Annotated in this window: 10 protein-coding genes; 2 read left to right on the top strand and 8 right to left on the bottom strand. The window is 56.7% G+C overall.

The features are described 5' to 3' along the window. Positions 1-101 precede the first annotated feature (101 nt). From AB4Y89_RS01180 to AB4Y89_RS01170, 3 genes are all read right to left on the bottom strand, one after another. Positions 102-1,805, bottom strand: coding sequence for a capsule assembly Wzi family protein (locus AB4Y89_RS01180; protein ID WP_442299083.1), 1,704 nt, complete (start codon positions 1,803-1,805; stop codon positions 102-104). Positions 1,806-2,067: 262 nt separating this feature from the next. Further along, on the bottom strand, positions 2,068-5,583 hold the full coding sequence (locus AB4Y89_RS01175) for a carboxypeptidase regulatory-like domain-containing protein (protein WP_442299082.1): 3,516 nt from the start codon (positions 5,581-5,583) through the stop codon (positions 2,068-2,070). Between the two features lie 204 nt (positions 5,584-5,787). Next, positions 5,788-8,112: a glycoside hydrolase family 31 protein gene (locus AB4Y89_RS01170; RefSeq protein WP_442299081.1), complete on the bottom strand. Its 2,325-nt coding sequence runs from the start codon at positions 8,110-8,112 to the stop codon at positions 5,788-5,790. Positions 8,113-8,365: 253 nt separating this feature from the next. Between AB4Y89_RS01170 and AB4Y89_RS01165 the strand changes: the two genes are divergently transcribed. Continuing rightward, a complete protein-coding gene (locus AB4Y89_RS01165) occupies positions 8,366-9,688 on the top strand; it encodes a hypothetical protein (RefSeq protein WP_442299080.1) in 1,323 nt (440 codons plus the stop codon). A gap of 112 nt (positions 9,689-9,800) precedes the next feature. On the opposite strand, the gene AB4Y89_RS01160 is transcribed toward AB4Y89_RS01165, so the two are convergent. Both AB4Y89_RS01160 and katG read right to left on the bottom strand, forming a co-directional pair. Then, positions 9,801-11,189, bottom strand: a complete 1,389-nt coding sequence (locus tag AB4Y89_RS01160; protein WP_442299079.1) for a PP2C family protein-serine/threonine phosphatase — start codon at positions 11,187-11,189, stop codon at positions 9,801-9,803. A 109-nt stretch (positions 11,190-11,298) separates the two neighbouring features. Beyond that, entirely contained in the window at positions 11,299-13,479 is a 2,181-nt protein-coding gene (gene katG / locus AB4Y89_RS01155) for a catalase/peroxidase HPI (protein WP_442299078.1), read from the bottom strand. A 238-nt stretch (positions 13,480-13,717) separates the two neighbouring features. Here katG and AB4Y89_RS01150 point away from each other — a divergent pair, with 238 nt between their 5' ends. Then, entirely contained in the window at positions 13,718-14,584 is an 867-nt protein-coding gene (locus AB4Y89_RS01150) for a LysR family transcriptional regulator (RefSeq protein WP_442299077.1), read from the top strand. A gap of 48 nt (positions 14,585-14,632) precedes the next feature. On the opposite strand, the gene AB4Y89_RS01145 is transcribed toward AB4Y89_RS01150, so the two are convergent. The 3 genes from AB4Y89_RS01145 to AB4Y89_RS01135 all read right to left on the bottom strand — a co-directional run bounded on the left by AB4Y89_RS01145 (position 14,633) and on the right by AB4Y89_RS01135 (position 17,179). After that, on the bottom strand, positions 14,633-14,857 hold the full coding sequence (locus AB4Y89_RS01145; RefSeq protein ID WP_442299076.1) for a hypothetical protein: 225 nt from the start codon (positions 14,855-14,857) through the stop codon (positions 14,633-14,635). Between the two features lie 712 nt (positions 14,858-15,569). Beyond that, on the bottom strand, positions 15,570-15,989 hold the full coding sequence (locus AB4Y89_RS01140) for a hypothetical protein (protein ID WP_442299075.1): 420 nt from the start codon (positions 15,987-15,989) through the stop codon (positions 15,570-15,572). 26 nt (positions 15,990-16,015) lie between these two features. Next, positions 16,016-17,179: a hypothetical protein gene (locus AB4Y89_RS01135; RefSeq protein ID WP_442299074.1), complete on the bottom strand. Its 1,164-nt coding sequence runs from the start codon at positions 17,177-17,179 to the stop codon at positions 16,016-16,018. Between the last annotated feature and the right edge of the window lie 84 nt (positions 17,180-17,263).

The following is a 17,263-nucleotide window of genomic DNA, read 5'->3' as shown; positions in this document are numbered from 1 at the left end:
TGCACTACACCTACAGGAGAAATGCTCTAGCGAGCGAAGACCTCAGCTCGTTGGCCTGGGCCCTTATCCCGTCGTGGATAAGGGCCTTTTTTTGCGGCTTGTTATTTGTGGCGAGAGAGCAGCGATTCCGACTTTGGATTCCAGGTAAGCGTGACCCAGGCGCTTCCGTTTCGTTGCGGACCAGGCTGCAATACCGGAATCAGCCAGCGCTCATACTGAGTAAACGCGGTTAAGCTCCACTCCTTCGACAAGGCAAACGTACCCGTGAACGCCACATCCGTGATGGACTGACCTCCAGGCAGCATGCGGCCACCCTGCACGTGACGGAAGAGTGCTGAATAAGTCGTACGCCCTGACTGCCAGTACGTTGTGGAAACCTCGTAGGCCCGCGCATCGCGTCCCACGGCGTTCCCCAACAGGAACCCTTTGTTGGTATTGGCGTCACGGTATTGGTTATTGATAAAGAAACGCGTGCCGCCTTCGTCCTGGCTCATCGCCATCGAGCTGGGAGTTTCAAAACGAAGGTCCATGTGAGGAAGGAACGGCAACTGCGAAAGATAGAACCCCGGATTCCAGGCAGCTCGACGGGGATTATCGATGGGATTCAAGTCATCATCAGCATACCCATCCGCATAGATCGTCAAATAGCGTTCGAGCCACGGGACATGGAGACGGAGATCGAATCCACTCTTGCGGTCACCGGGATCTGTCCGGTCGCCATAAGCAAAGGTCGCCCCAGTCGAATTCGAACTAAAGAAATTTCTCTTGAGAGAACCTAGCGTCATGGGATGCCCTTCCCCCCACAACAATGACCAGCGGGTTACACCCATCTCAAGATGACTGCCAAACGTGAGCTCGATTTTCTGGCCGTTGAAGTAGGGGCGCGCCGGGTACTGATGTCCCGAGAGCTTTCCAAAGACCACGTCATAGCGATAGGTTACGGCGCCCCCGAGAAACGGGACGTTCCGTGGCCGGGTAGAGACCAAACGCAGGTTATAAGTAGGCTCCGCATTACTGGAAAACGAGAATGGGCCGCTCTTGGTCGGCCCCCAGTAAAGCTGCTGCTTTCCGAACGAGAGTTGCGTTCCCATGAACGAAACTCCCGCATATAACTCAATCGGTCGCTGACGCACCACGGCCCCTGTTGCGGGCGTGACAGGGAAGGGATTGTTCGGGACCGAGCCGAATGGAAGCATGTCGAGTTGATTGAAGAGATTCGAAAGTCCCGGAGTAATCGCTGTCTTGCCGGGGCCGTATTGCAGCTCTTGCCGATCGTAAAAAAAGAATCGACCGCGATTGGCACGAATGGAAAATCCGGCAAGCGCGCTGTTCCCCCGGCCAAGAGGCCGGCCATAGTCGTTCGACCACGTCTGACCGAAGTGAAAGCCGTCGGAGAGCGCCGGTCCGGCGATCGTCCCTGCTCGTACGTAGATCGACTCGACCTCCGCCGCCGGGGTTTCGGCCTCAATAGGATCGAACTCCCGTTTCAGATCGTGGATCAGCGGCGCTACCTCATCAATGAGGGGGTCTCCCTGTGATGCAGCCAGATAAACGTAATTCGATTCCGCCTCTGCCAGTTGCCGGCGGCACTCATTGCGGCTCCAGGGACGGATCGTGATGCTTTGCGAAGGAATCAGGCCAACATTTGCCAACCGTTCCAGTGCAGGGTAGACCCAACTATCCATCGGCACATTGGTCGAACCGTACGCATCCCGCCGTGTCAGTTCCTTCTCGTCATCGTGAAGCTGAATCGGAGATTCCTTTACCTGGGCTCTTGCATCCGCCACATGAATTGCGAACAGCATCACCACGCTGGGGACAACCGATAATCGGAAATATCTGCCCCTCTTCCAAGAATGAATCCCGATCATCCTACCCCCGTCCTTATATATTTCTACAATCGAACGGCGTCCAGACGCTAATACCATCGGAATCGAGTGCAAAAGTGTGTTCTCGGCAACTCGTCTGTTCTCAAACAAAAAGTACATTAGGGCGTGTCATCGATGCACAAAAAAATCTGGCCAGACGGGAGCGGTGTCTGGCCAGATATGGTGAAACGGCGATGAATCAGAAGGTGTACTTCACCGCCAGCAGCATCGTCCGTTGTGTGTACTTTGCATCGGTGACACCGCGTCCCACGTTGGAAACCTGTGAGGTGAACCTCTTGTTGTCCGTTGTCACCAGCTTCGGCTGCACCAGGCTGCTGGAGCTGTAGCCCGGTAGTGGATGGTTGAGGAAGTTGAACGCTGTCGCACGGAACTCCACTCCCTGGTGCTCTGTGATCTGGAACTTCTTGTAGATCCCCAGGTCTGAGTTGAGGTACGAAGGCAGGTTCAGATATGGAAGCTGACGCAATCCAACCTGCCCCAGTTGGGGAGCCGTAATGCAGTTCAGATTGATGTGCTGGTAGGTTCCGAGATTCGAGTTGGGATTGCACGTCGTCACTGGAAGCACCGTCTGCGATGGTGTTCCGTAGTAGGTATTCGAGGTGATGTAGTGTCCCAGTGTGCTGTTATAGACCGTCATACCAAGGTTCTGCCCCAGGTTGGCCTGCATATTACCGCCCGCCTGCCAGGTGGTCGTGCCGGAGAGTGTCCATCCATTCACCGCGCCGCCAAGCAAGGGATTCCCGTGCACCCATCGGCCGAGATCGAAGGCGTAAGACGTATTGATCACGTGAGGCCGATCGATATTTAACACCCCATAGTTATTGCGGACATTGAACGCATCGAGCGTGCTGCCGACGATGCCAAGCGCCTTGGAGTAGGTGTAGTTGATATTGTATGTAGCCCGTCCGGTCATCCTAACCAGGCTGAACTGTGCCGCGTTGTAGTTGGAGTACCCAAGATGGGAAGCCATGGTGATGGCGTTGCTTCCATAGCCTTTGTAGTAAGGAAAGTAGTTCACAAGATTGGAAACATTCTCTGGGTCGCTAGGAGCAGCGGCACCGGTCACCGGGTCCGCTTTGAACAAGCCTCCCAGAGGAATCTTGTTCTGATTTACAAAGTTCGATCCACCAACGCCCGAACCGTTGCTCTGGCCGCCCATCAGGATGTTCTGAGTATTGTTACCGACGTAAGCAACTTCCAGCAGCATCGCTTTCGGCAATCGCTGCGAGATGGTGAAATTGTATGCGTTCGTCACACCGACCTTATCGTCATTGGGATCGGTAACATAGACACTCGAAGGCAACGATCCCAAGGAAGAGCCGGACGATGAGAGCGCGCTGATCTCTTTCAGCGTGATCGCCTGTCCCCCGGTCGAGTTGTAGGTCTTCACACCAAGCGCCGTCTGCAGAGGGCCGCCGTAGTCATTGAACTGATCGTTCCAGCGATACTGCGCCCAGCCTCCGCGGAAGACAGTCTTGCCGTTCCGATGGAGATCATAGGCCAGGCCAAGCCGCGGAGACAGGAACAGTGTCTGCACCGGGGAGCCGCCATTCGGCAGGCTTGAATCGAGGGCATGCCAGGAGACACCGGGATATGCCTTCCCTGAGCCGAGCTCCGAGGTATACTTATCGGCACGCCACACGGCCATGCCGGTTCCCGAAGCATCCTGCCAGCGCCCCAGATGCTCAATACGAAGACCGAGGTTGAGGGTAAGTCCTGGCATGACCTTCCAGTTATCCAAAATGTATCCGGCGCCGGTGTTGTAGTACATATCGGTCACGGGATTGATGTTGTTCTGCGAGAACCCGCTGGTGATACCCATCAGGAAGTTCGCCAATGGGTTGGCGGTGCCAATCTTCTTTCCAGTGACCTGATCGGTCATCACACCGCTGCCGAACGACAAGGACCCATTTGCTGAACCATAAGTTCCCTGCTTATTGCCTGCCAGGCTCCAGAAGCCACCCATCTTGAAGGTGTGCGTCTTGTACACAACCGTGAAATCATCTGCTACCGATGGCGACTTCTTGATGGAGTTGTAGGTTCCTCCCTGCTGGAAGATATCTGGCTGTGAGATGTCAGGCAGCGTCCTGGCGCCAGGAGAGTTGATAGAAGGCACGAACGAAGAGGCGCCGTTATACACCGTATTGTAGCTGTATCCGACCGCGCTCTTCGACATCGCCTGCAGGTTTGAACCGGTGAATGGATTGTCGAGCCAGCCCACAGCAACACGCAGCTCGTTCGTCGATGCTCCGTTGAAGACGTGAATATAGCTTCCGCTCAGCACGTGGGAATGGGTTGGGCTGATGAGTGGCCCGCCGGGATAAGCGACCGAATACGATGGAGTCCACCAGATATGCGAGACAGATGTTGCGGAGTCGCTACCATACTGATAACTGACAAAGAACTTGTTGCGGTCGCTCAGGTTGTAGTCCACGCGTCCGCGATAGATGTAACCGTTATGCACGTTGGTGGGCTGCAGATAGTAGTTGTATCCACCTGAGTTGCCTGATGGATCGGCATTCGCTGTGGGGAAGAGTTTCAACAGTGCCAGCGCGCCGGCATCAAGATACGAGGATGGAATCTGCGTTCCGGTCAAGGGTGTTCCATCGGGAGCGTAGCCACCATTCAGTGACGAACAGAAGTCGTTGCCGGTGCTCGTCTTGCACAGCGCAGCGTTAGCGGAGTCCGTCTGGCTGAAGTTCCCTGCCCGCATTGCGGTGGAGGGCACGTAACTCTGCAGAGGTGACGATGCCGGCAGCGTCTGGCGAAATGCTTCGTAGCCGGCCCAGAACAGAAGCTTGTGGTCTCTATTGAACCCCGTACCGGGAATCAGGATCGGGCCGCCGATGCTGCCGCCCGGATAGTAGTACTGCGCATCCGGGCGCGCCGTCGGCGACGTGCTGTGCTTGTTCTGCCAGGTATTGGCGTTGAGGATGGCGTTACGTGTGTAGAGGTAAGCCTGGCCATGAAATGCCGCTCCGCCGGACTTGCTGATGACGTTGATAACGACCGGCCCCTGCGCCGCATCGGCCCCGAAGTTGGAGCTCTGGACCTTTACCTCCTGCGTCATATCCGGGTTCACGGTAGCGATCGACCAGCAGGCGCAGCCTGGATCAATGATGTTGGCGCCGTCCAGCAGATACGCTGTTCCTCCGCGATAGGGCGCGCCATTCGTATTCAGGCCTACACCGACAGCCGATCCCGAAGATCCCGCATCTGTGAAGTCGAAGCCGGTACCGTTCCCTGTTCCGGTCGAGGTTGTCGTTACGCCCGGCAACACCTTCAACAGCTCCGAGAAGTTTCGGCTCGCAAGCGGGATCCGCTCGATGTCTTTCGCATCCAGCAAGGCTGAGCGCTCACCCGAGTCCTCGGGTGCGATTGCTTCCGCGCTGCTGTTAATAGTGACGGTCTCCGTGGCCGTTCCCGGCGAGAGCACCAGATTTTGCAGCGATCGCGTATCGCCCGGATTCAGCACGACATTCTGTTGCTGATATCCACGAAATCCCTCCGCGGTAATGGCAACGGTGTAGCTTCCGGGAAGGATTCCCGCAAAGTTGAAATAGCCGGACGAATTGGTCTCCAGCCGGCGAATTTCGTTCGTGGCAGTGTTTGTCAGCACAACACGGGCTCCGGGAATGATTGCTCCGGTCCCATCCTGCACTGTTCCGGAAAGACTCGACGTCGTTTGCGCCATAAGCCTTCCTGAAAAACCGCCAAGCACAAACAGAAGTGCGAAGAAGATCGCAATACTGCGGCCTGACCGTGTCGTTTTACTTTGTCTTATCTTCATCATGGACTCCCTCAAAACAGCACTTGATAGGCCCTATAGAAACGCTTTACATCTGAACGATCGGTAGAGATCGCATCGGTGACGCCCTGATAGCGAAGATGGGGTGCTTCATGGATGCACCACCTGCACGATGCCCTTTGCCGGATCGACTGAAATCGACGCATCGCTGGAGCTCAGGCGCCGCGCACGGTTATCCCAACGCAGCTCGGCCACGTGGTGCTTTCCGCTCTCGTAGGCATAGGTCGTGCCATCGTCGTCATAGAGGGTGAAGTGGCCATCTGCTCCGGCATAGACCTTGATACCGGCGATGGTCTGCTTGTCCTGCGTGCTCTCCACCGCGGAACCCAGCGGAAGAATCGATCCCGCGCGCACAAAGACAGGAATGGTGTCGATCGGCGCAGCCACCGTCACCCGCTGACCACCCTGCAGACACTCATTGGTCCAGAAGTTGTACCAGGAAGTTCCCGCCGGCAGATACACGCTACGCGTCGTCGCTCCCTGCTCTGTCACCGGAGCCACCAGCAGCGCGGGGCCGAACATGTATTCATCGCCCAGGTCAGCAACATTCGGATCGTTGCCGAAGTCGAGGAAGAGACCGCGCATGAAGGGAGCGCCGGTCAGATGCGACTGCCATCCTAGCGAGTACAGATACGGCATCAGCTCGTAACGCAGGCGCAGGTACTTTTCGAGAATCGGCTCAGCCTGCTTGCCATAGCTCCAGACCTCGTTGTGCAGGCGAGATCCATGCGCCCGCATGTTGGGCTGGAAGGTTCCGTATTCGAACCAGCGCGTATACAGCTCGGGATAGTCATCGAACCCGCCAACGTTCTCGCGTGCATCGCTCGGATCGAGTAACGGTGGATGCTCCGGTTTGTGCGACGGTGAAAGGTACTGCCATCCGCCGATATCGGTAGACCAATACGGCATACCGCTGGCAACGAAGTTCAACCCGGTTGGAACCTGGCGCCGCAGAACATCCCAGCTCGGAGAGATGTCGCTCGACCAGAAGATCGCTCCGTTATGCTGCGCGCCGAGATAACTGTCGCGGGAGAGGATTAGCGCTCGTCCCGGCATATCTTTGCGCATACCGTTGTAAAAAGCGGCAGTGTGGAACAGCGGATATACATTGAAGAACTGCGTCCCCGGGCCAACATGGAAGTAGCTGCCATTTGGCGGAAGATCAGGTTCGGTCTCATCTGCCCAGAAGGCGTCGAAGCCCTTGGTGACATAGTTCTCGCGTACGGTATTCCAGTACCACTGAGCGGCCTCCGGATTTGTAGTATCGATATCCGATCCGGCGCGATCGTAGGGCAGACCGTTCGTGGGTGTTCCGTCGGCCTGATGCATCAACCATCCCTTTTGCATAAGGGTGTTGTAGTAGCGGCTCTCGGGAACGAACCTGGGCCAGACGCTGATCATTGTCTGGAAGTGCATCCGGTGCAGCTCACGGTTCATCGCCAGGGGGTCCGGCCACTTTGCCGGATCCATATCCATCTGGCCCATTTTGGTGTAGTGAAACCAGTCGATCACCAGGTCATCGATTGGCAGATGCCGCTCACGGTATCCCCTGGCTACCTCCAACAGCTCCTGCTGGCTGGTGTATCTCTGCTTCGACTGGATGTATCCGAACGCCGACTTTGGAGGCATCGGCGTATCGCCGGTCAACAACCGATAGCCCTTGTACTGCGTCTCATAGTCGCCGGCGATGATGAAGAAGCTCACCCGCTGGCCAACTTCACTCAGAAAAGTGTTCTGGTCATTGAAGCCAAAACTGGCCGTGGTGCGTGATGGGTTATCCCAGATGAGCCCATACCCTTTGTTCGTGACGACGAACGGGACGCAGACACTCTGCCCGCCGCCCGCGTTGTAGTCATGCGCACAACGAAGCACATGGCCGCGGCGGTCGAGGTAACCCTCCTGGTTTTGCCCCATGCCGTAGTCATGCTCGTCGGCAGCGGCGCTGAAGCTTGCGCTCACGGTAAAGAAGGGAGGATCGGAAGATCTTCGGTCCGCGTTGAGCCACGCCGTGCCGTCCTTGTAGTTCGGCACGGCCATGCCCCAGCCCCTCAGGTCAACCAGCGAACGGCCGTCCGCAGTAGCAATGTGCAGCCCTACCCACGGAGTCGATCCGTTGAAGAACTTCGCGATGTCTGCGTGCGTTCCTGACTCTGGTATCTTCTGACCGGCGGGCATGAGCTGGATATCCAACGCCTGAGACCGGAAATGATCGCCGTCTGTTCCCTGCCGCTGTGCCCATCCATCTGCCGCCGGGCGAGCCAGAATGCCGTAGCCCGCCGGAGCGGCTGCGTCCTGCGGGTTCAAACTCAGGCTGACGCGGACGATGTTCGCCGCGTATGGCTCAACCACCACCGTAGCCTCATTGCGATGGAGGACATACTGCGCCCTCGCGCTCCCGGCTAACGTGGCCAGCAAGATGACGGCTCCCGTCGCCCAACGGCAGCCTCCTAGAAGGTCTCGGATCGGACTCTGTCTGCGAACCAACACACACTCTCTTTTCTTTTGGTCTCAAAAAAATAGGAAGATTCAGATGCCGAATCACTACACTTGCCTGCAGATACAGCCCACAAGGTGCAATACAGTACTCCGATTCAGGTAACCGGCCTAAGTCCTTTGAAATCAGCTTTGACAGTCGAAGAAAGGGGGAGGTAGCATACCTCTCTGTCCAATGAAATCTGTCCCCCAGGCTGCGGACCCTCACGCGAAAGACATTCCTCCCCTCGCCTCAGGTGAACGGGAGCAGATCTGGGCTGCGGTCCAGGAGATCCTGACCAGCACTTCCTTCTCTTCTTCTTCGCAGAATCAGTCGCTGTTGCGATACGTGGTGGAGCACAGCATCGCGGGAGACGAAGCTCTGCTGCGGGAGCGTGTGATCGGGAAAGAGATCTTCCATCGGCCGGCGGATTATGAGCCCGGCGAAGACCCGGTCGTTCGCATTCGGGTCGCGGATCTTCGTAAGCGCCTGGCTATCTATTACCAGGCACATCCGTCAGCCGCCCCCCGTATCTCCATCCCGGTCGGTGGCTACCGTGCGGCCTTTGAATTTCTCGCTCCTCCCAAACTGGAGGATGCTGCGGTTGCTCCGTCTGCGGAGATGGTGCCTGCCAGCCTGGAACCCGAGCAGCAGGTTCCAGCACCCATCGTCCACGTAAGCCAGAGCCCTGCTCGGCGCAATCGACGAGTCATCCTCACGCTCGGCATTGTCTTCGCCATCCTCTTTGCGCTAATCGGGATCCGGTTTTACAGCGCTCGTCCCCATGGCGCCGTGCAACAGTTCTGGTCGCCGCTGGTCACCGCAAGCTCTCCGGTGCTGCTCTCTGTCGGAAGCAATGCCGTCTACCGGCTCTCAGAGAGTTTCTCGGACAACTATGTTAAGGAACACCATCTGGAAGCCTCCGGCATGGAGTTCTTCCCCACGCTCGATCCTCATCAGACCGTCGACTCCGCCGGCCTGCATGCCGCGCCGGACAGCTTTGTCGCGCTTGGCGATGTCGCTGCTGTTGCGGAGATCACGCGTACGCTGACCGGCTTAAACAAGCCGCAGCAGATTCGCTTCTCGAACGACATCTCCTTTGCCGAGGTCCGCAGCAATCCCACCGTCTCCATCGGCGGCTTCAATAACCAGATGACGCGGGAGTTCACCAAGAAGCTGCGCTTTACCCTGACCAGCCGCAACCGTATCGATGATCATCTCAACCCCGGCCAGAGCTGGCTGCTCAACGCATCCAACGACTCGCACGACACCGAAGACTATGCGCTAATCACCCGTCTACTCTCGGGCAACGCTACCGGGCCGTTCCTCAGCCTTGCCGGCATGGGACAATATGGCACTCTGGCCGCGACTGACTTCGTCTGTGATGACGAGTCCATCAAGAGACTCGCCAGGCTTGCACCCAACTGGCAGCGCCAGAACCTGCAGGTCGTGCTCCGCATCAAGGTCGTGGACTATAAGGCGGTCTCGACAGAGATTGTCGCCGTTCACACCTGGTAATCTCCCCACACCCGGCAATCCTTCTGAGGCACTCTTACGGGAGGCCGATGCGGCTCTCTACCGGGCGAAGAATAAAGGCTACGTACACCGTATAAGGTCAGCCTCTGGCCCTTCATGCGACGTAGTCGCAGATCAAGACAGTAAGGTCGTCATTCTGGTTAGGAGACCATCGCCGGATTGACGCAATGATGTGATCGGCGGCTTCGGCACAGGTTCGATCTGCAGTATCGCGCACTAACGCGCAAAGGCGATCCTTGCCAAACTCTATCTTCTCAGCATCTTCAGCTTCGAGGATCCCGTCTGTGTAGAGCACGAAACGGTCCCCCGGCTGAATGGGAACACTCATGGTCTGATACTGCGCAAAGTTGAACGCGGCGAGCATGAGCCCGTTCTCTTCAATTTCGATCGTCGCACCCTGACGAAGAAGAAGCATTGGAGGATGAGCCGCAGCAGCATATCGCAGTTCCCGTTCGGCCGCACTCAGGTAGACATATCCCGCCGTAACGAACTGGTTCTGAGTATTCCCGCAAAGAACAGCGTTCATACCAGAGAGAAGCTCCGCAGGAGTACGTGCGTTCTCATGTTGCGTGGTAATGGCGAGTTTAACCATGGAGGCGATCAGCGCTGCGGGAACACCATGACCCGACACGTCAGCAATCAGCAACCCAGCCTCGTCGTCACTTGCAACCACATACTCGTAAAAGTCACCGGCGACCGAGGTCATAGGAACGTACCGGGCTGCGACCTGAAATCTTTTGGAGACAGGAAAGGAAACAGGCAGCAATGAGAGTTGGATTCGCTGCGCAATCTCAAGCTCTTTCTGGATGACAGATAACTGCTGTTCTTTTCCAAGAGCCCTGCGCCCTGCAACGATACCGAGGCAGGCGAGCAAAACCACAAAGCCGAAGGGCTCTATGTCGTCATACCGTCCGAAGAACTCGCCCAGATTACCGTAGAGCGCGCACCCGATAAAGAGTAGAAGTCCTCGTCGAACGAGACGAATATCGTCTTTCTCCGAGTCTGCACGGATGAGCGCAATAGAAACGAGCAGGAGTGCGATGACAACAAATCCATTATTGATGTTCCAAAAGATCTGCTGAGAACCGAATATCAAGCCTGCAAGAGCAAGCATCGAAGCAACTGGCCACACGATGTTGGATGCGATTCGTCCAGCCCGCCCAAGCAGATTCAGCTCCCGGAAAAAGAAAAACGCCGGGATAGGAACCAGAAACCCGACCGCTGTATAAATTCGCCAAAAGACAGGAGGTCGCAGGCCCAGCTCCCAAATAAGCTGATACTTCATCCACAAGCGGCCGCCATAAAGCAAGGCAAGCAGCGCAAACCATAGAAGTAAGGGATCAAACCGGCGGCGCAACAGCGCGAATAAGCTCGATACCACCCCGACGCTGCTGATGGCCGCTCCCAGAAAAAGGTAGATCTGGGCGTGGTTGAAGATTCGCAATACTTCACTTCTCGCGAGTTGCGGATCGGGCTGAAACATGCGCGCCCATCATCTTATCTGATCCATAGAGCAATCACGGCGCCATAACGCACTCAACCCCAACCGGTGTAGGTTGAGGTTGAGCGGTTTGATACGGCGACGCTGTTATTTATGCGAGATCAAAACGATCGAGGTTCATTACCTTGTTCCAGACTCCAACGAAGTCCTGAACAAACTTCCCGTGCGCGTCTTCGCTGCCATAGACCTCAGCCAGAGCCCGGAGCTGGGCATTGGAACCGAAGATCAGATCGGCTCGTGTTGCTGTCCACCTGACCTTCCCGGTCTTGCGGTCGCGTCCTTCGAACATATCGTTGGCGTCCGAGGTCGACTTCCACAGCGTTCCCATATCAAGCAGATTGATGAAGAAGTCGTTGGTTAGCGCCTCGGGCCGCTCGGTGAAGACGCCATACTTGGTCTGCCCGAAGTTGGCATTCAGCGCGCGCATGCCACCCACGAGAACCGTCATCTCAGGCGCGGTCAGCGTGAGCAACTGGGCCTTATCCAGCAGAGCGATCTCGGCCGGAATGCCACTGCCATTGGTATAGGAGCGGAAGCCATCCGCGGCCGGCTCCAGCACAGCGACAGACACCACATCGGTCTGCTCCTGTGAGGCATCCGTGCGTCCCGGAGTAAAGGGGACGGTCACGCTGACGCCGGCATTTCTCGCGGCCTGTTCGACACCTGCATTGCCAGCCAGGACGATGAGATCGGCAAGCGAGATCTTCTTTCCTCCGGCCTGTGAGCCGTTGAAGTCGCTCTGAATGCCTTCGAGCACCTTCAGGACCTTCGCCAGTTGCTGCGGCTGATTTACCGCCCAGTCCTTCTGCGGGGCAAGGCGAATTCGCGCACCGTTCGCGCCACCTCGCTTATCGGAGCCACGGAAGGTAGATGCTGAAGCCCAGGCAGTGGAGACCAGTTCCGGGATCGACAGCCCCGAAGCCAGCACCTTCTGCTTGAGAGACGCAACATCCTGCTCATCCACAAGCACGTGATCGACCGCGGGAACCGGATCCTGCCAGATCAGCTCTTCTGCCGGAACCTCCGGCCCGAGGTAGCGTGCCCGCGGACCCATATCGCGATGCGTCAGCTTGAACCACGCACGCGCAAACGCGTCAGCGAATGCAGCCGGATTCTCGTAAAAGTGCCGCGAAATCTTTTCGTAAACCGGATCTAAGCGCAGCGAAAGATCAGTGGTTAGCATCGCCGGTGCATGGCTCTTGGACGGGTCGTGGGCGTCCGGTACGGTGCCGTTACCCGCGTCTCCTTTTGGCTTCCACTGGTGGGCGCCGCCGGGGCTCTTGGTCAGTTCCCACTCGAACTTGAAGAGGTGCTCAAAGAAATCATTGCTCCACTTCGTGGGAGTCTTGGTCCATGTCACTTCCAGGCCGCTGGTAATCGCGTCGCCGGCAATGCCGCTGGCGTAAGCGCTCGTCCAGCCCAGCCCCTGCTCTTCAATCGGAGATCCCTCTGGCTCACGTCCCTGATGGTGAGACGGAGCTGCACCGTGAGTCTTTCCGAAGGTGTGACCGCCTGCGATCAACGCAACGGTCTCTTCATCGTTCATCGCCATACGGCCGAAGGTCTCGCGAATGTCACGCGCAGCCGCGACTGGGTCTGGCTTGCCCTCAGGTCCTTCCGGGTTGACGTAGATCAGGCCCATGGTCGTTGCGCCGAAAGGATTGGCGAGATCGCGCTCTCCGGAATAACGCTTGTCCGTGCCCAGCCAGGTCGTTTCCAGTCCCCAGTTGACGTCGAGATCCGGCTCCCATACATCCGCACGGCCACCTGCGAAGCCCAAGGTCTTGAAGCCCATGGATTCAAGAGCGACATTACCTGCAAGAATCATCAGGTCAGCCCAGGAGATCTTCCTGCCATATTTCTGTTTGATCGGCCACAACAGACGGCGCGCACGGTCAAGGTTGACGTTGTCAGGCCAGCTATTGAGAGGAGCAAAGCGCTGCTGTCCCCTGCCGCCGCCGCCGCGACCGTCTCCGGTACGATAGGTGCCTGCGCTGTGCCATGCCATGCGAATAAACAACGGGCCGTAATGACCGAAGTCGGCCGGCCACCAGTCCTGCGAGTCCGTCATCAGTGCGAGAAGATCCTTCTTCAGTGCTGCATAATCCAGGCTCTTGAACTCTTCCGCATAGTTGAAATCCTCGCCCATGGGATCGGACAGAGACGAGTGCTGATGCAGCAGATTCAGGTTCAACTGGTTCGGCCACCACTCACGATTCGTTGTCCCGGGGCTGCTGCCGTGATGAAAGGGGCACTTTGCTTCGGTTGCCATGGGTCTCTTCTCCTTCTTGAACGCTTCTGTTCGCTCATCGCATCTGGCGCGATGGAAGACTCCTGCGTTGGGTTGCAGAGGCTGTCACTCCTTATACGCCCGATCCGTTGTTGTTTTCTTCAGCCGCGTGTAAAACACGCACGCCATTCGCTCTTGTCGTTCTCGACCAGATGACTGTAGCACCCGGGGGATCTATAGCTCCAATACATATTTCCCATCCGGAGTATAGTTATCTCCTATGGAGTTTCATCAATTGCGCTACGTCTGCGCCATCGCCGAAACAGGCAGTTTCAGCCGCGCCGCGGAGCGCTGTCAAGTCGCGCAGCCATCGCTCTCACAGCAGGTTCTTAAGCTCGAGGATGACCTGGGGGCAAAGCTCTTTGACCGGCTGGGACGGAGCGTCCGCCTCACCGAGGCCGGCCACGCGTTCGTGCCTCACGCCCGCTCTATCCTCAACCAGATGGAGGCGGCTCGAGCGACCGTGGCTGATAAATCCGCTGATGTCCGTGGCAGCGTGGCGGTCGGCGTCATCCCAACGATTGCGCCGTTCCTGATGCCGCGCTACACAGCTGCCTTTGCAAAAAGATACCCTGAAGCCAATCTGCGCATTGTGGAAGAGATGACACCCGTACTGGTGGAAAGCCTACGGAATCTCTCGATCGATATCGCGGTTCTGGCCCTGCCGCTGCGCCACAAGGATCTGGAGCTCTTCCCTCTCCACACCGAACCACTCTTCGCTGTGTTGCCCAAGGATCATCCTCGCGCCGAAGCGAAATTGCTCTCTCTGAAAGAGCTGCGTGGCGAATCCTTTGTCATGTTGCGCGACGGTCACTGCTTTCGCGACCTCAGTATTGCCGCCTGCACGCATGCTCACGTCACACCGCGCATAGCCTTCGAGAGCGGCCAGTTCAGCAGTCTTATCGGAATGGTCGCCGCCGGAGTAGGTATCTCGCTCCTTCCGGAGATGGCCATCGACCGCAACCCCGGCTGCCGCTACATCCGTGTCAGCGATGCGCGTGCCACACGGACGATCGTTGCCGCCGTTCTGCGAGGACGCAGTTTTAACCGCATTCAGCAGGCATTTCTCGCGGGGATCCAAAAGTAAAGGCGTGGTCGGCAAATAACATTCGCAGACCACGCCGCAGCACCGGCCTTAGAACTGAAACACGAGACCTGCGGATGGGACCATCATCTGGGAAAACTTATCAGGACGCGATACTCCTAAAGAGAAGTCCGGAGCTTTATACAGAAAGTTCTTTGCCTGAGCACGGACAGCGAGTTGACGGGTAATGGGAATATCGACTCCGCCTCCAAACATGATGGCATTCGCAGTCTGCCTGGGAATGAACGTCGTGTCCCGTGGATCGAATAACAGCACACCGCCTCCAACCATCGCATAGGATTTGAAGCGCTTCGTAAGTGGATTGGGAGATTGATTACGGCCGAACCTGTTGCGGCATGGACATTGGTCCTTAGCGACAACAAGGTACTCGATGTCTCAAACTTCTGCGTATTCCGGAAAAAATCGTACTCCACCTCCGCCCCTAGAAACCTGCTGAAGTTAAAGCGGTAGCCCACCATGCCACCGCCGGATGAGGTCGGTCTATAGGTCACTCCCTGCACGGTCACCTTCCGCGTGAATACGCCGCTTCCCTGTACCGTGATCTGATGTCTTGCGATGGACTGTCCTGCTTCCGTCGCCTGCGCCATGGCAAACACGTTCGACATCAGCGCAAAGATCACGGCACATTTCACCTTGTTCATCTTATGGACTCCTGACTTTCCCGAAGAATTCTTAGCTTAAAAATTAAATACCTACTAGTAGGTATTTATATACAAAGAAGACCATCCATGCAAATACTCTCTTCCCCCTAAAGAGAAATGCCGCCATTACGGCGGGCTTACACGGAAGTCGATTGAGGAAAAAGAGGGCCGGTCAGAACGCAGCGAGCCCACATACTGACCGGCGAAGGAGAATAACTTGCCATTTGCTACAAACGACAACTACGTTTTGCACCGTGATCGACGGAATGATCACGGAGAAGAGAGAGGTCGGTCACCGCCTGCATGGCCGGTCTCTCTAATGTTGTTTAGTGGACGGTCAAAACCTTCACGCCATCGTGACCGGAATCTTTTGCGACGTAACCGATCGCACCGGGAGTGTGGGCGACATACTCCACGACGGCAGCGTCAGTATCCAGGTTCTTTGGCATAACCGCCTGCCCGGAGAAGACCAGGCTGCGCCAGCTCACGCGAAAGGCAGCGTCTGCCTTGCCGACGATGGAAGTGAGAAACGCTTCATGCGATGCCCCGCCCTTCTGGAGCACGGGTGTGACATGCGAACCATCCTTCAGGCTGGACGCCGCTCCGGAAAAAATCTCCCGCAACTCAGCCTTGCTGGCCTCGGTCGCCTTGACGCTGGGGTTGACGATAATTGCCTGCGCCGAAGCGTGACGGGTGCAGCATGATGCGCTCGCGACGAAGAGAATAGTAACTAATATCTTTTTCATTGTGTGGATCTCCGTTTCGCGAATGCTTAGAAGTTGACGCCCATCTTCAGGACGGTCATCTTCGTGGTCGGCTTCAGGCCACCGGTGTTGAGGTTCGTGTCATAGCCAATGGAGGTTCCATCGATGAAGTGCTGCTCCGCCTTGGCATAGATGAACTGGCTGAAATCGTAGCGAGCTGCAACCGCCCAATCCTTCGAATAGCGTGCGGCGCCAAGAGTGGCTCTGCGGTCGAACGACTCGCCGTGATACAGACCCGCACTAAACTTGTCCGTCAGCTTATAGCTGCCCATGACATACCAGCTACGCAGGTCCAGATGGATCGGCTGCGTTATCACTGGAGGTAATGCGAGCGAGCCCGAGACCGGAATGCGGGTCCATTCCGCGGCGAACATATACTTGCCCTTCTCATACTGAGCGAAGTAGTTCGGGAGGTTGAATGTGTTGAGCGACTGCGTACCCGAGATCGCTCCGTTGCCGGCTGTAACCACATCCGAACCCTTCATGTTCTTGATGTTGGATACGCCGATCATCAGGCCGGAGAGAGGAGTTTTCCAATGGATAGCTCCGCCAAACATGTTCTGGTGAGTCCCGTTCGGAAGTAGAATGCCCGCCTCGGTCTGATTGACGAAGTAGCCGTCATCGCTGGACAGGGTACGTTGACCGGCAAAGCCGCGGTACTCAATCTTGCCGAGCTTATGGCCAAGCACAAACGAGCCGTAGGCCACGCCGCCAAAGTGCGAGAGCAGCGAGTTACGGCTGGAAATGGGGTAGATGCTCTGCGGAAGCAACGCCCAGATATAGGAAGGATCGATATCCTGCGTCTCATTGAACAGGCCCGAAGGGGTCTTTACCTTACCGAAGCGAACGCCAAAGTGATCGTTCGCCTTGAAGTCGGCCATCGCGTAGTCAACAGTGATCTTATTGCCGAAGTTGCCAAGTACGAAGTAGCGGCCCTGGACAGCGACGCGAAGCTTCTGGGCCGGCTGTGCGCTGATATTGAGGACGCCTTCATCCCATGAGGGGCTGCCATCGCTGGACTTGGTTGTAAAGATATTGTTGTTCGTCGTGTACAGGAAGCCCTGCGTAGCATATCCGTGGATCTGAACATTCAACTCGTCAAGACTCTGGCTATGACCTGGAATAACTGCGCCCATCAACATGGCCGCAGCAAAGGCAAGAAACCTCTTCATCTTAGAAACTCCTAAAAAATCGCGTACCGCGACAATGAACGCGCGGTCTCAAACTCTCTATCGACGGACAGTTCGGCAACATGA

Source organism: Terriglobus sp. 2YAB30_2 (assembly GCF_052114765.1).
Taxonomy (GTDB): domain Bacteria; phylum Acidobacteriota; class Terriglobia; order Terriglobales; family Acidobacteriaceae; genus Terriglobus.
This window is presented reverse-complemented; position numbering and strand designations above follow the sequence as displayed.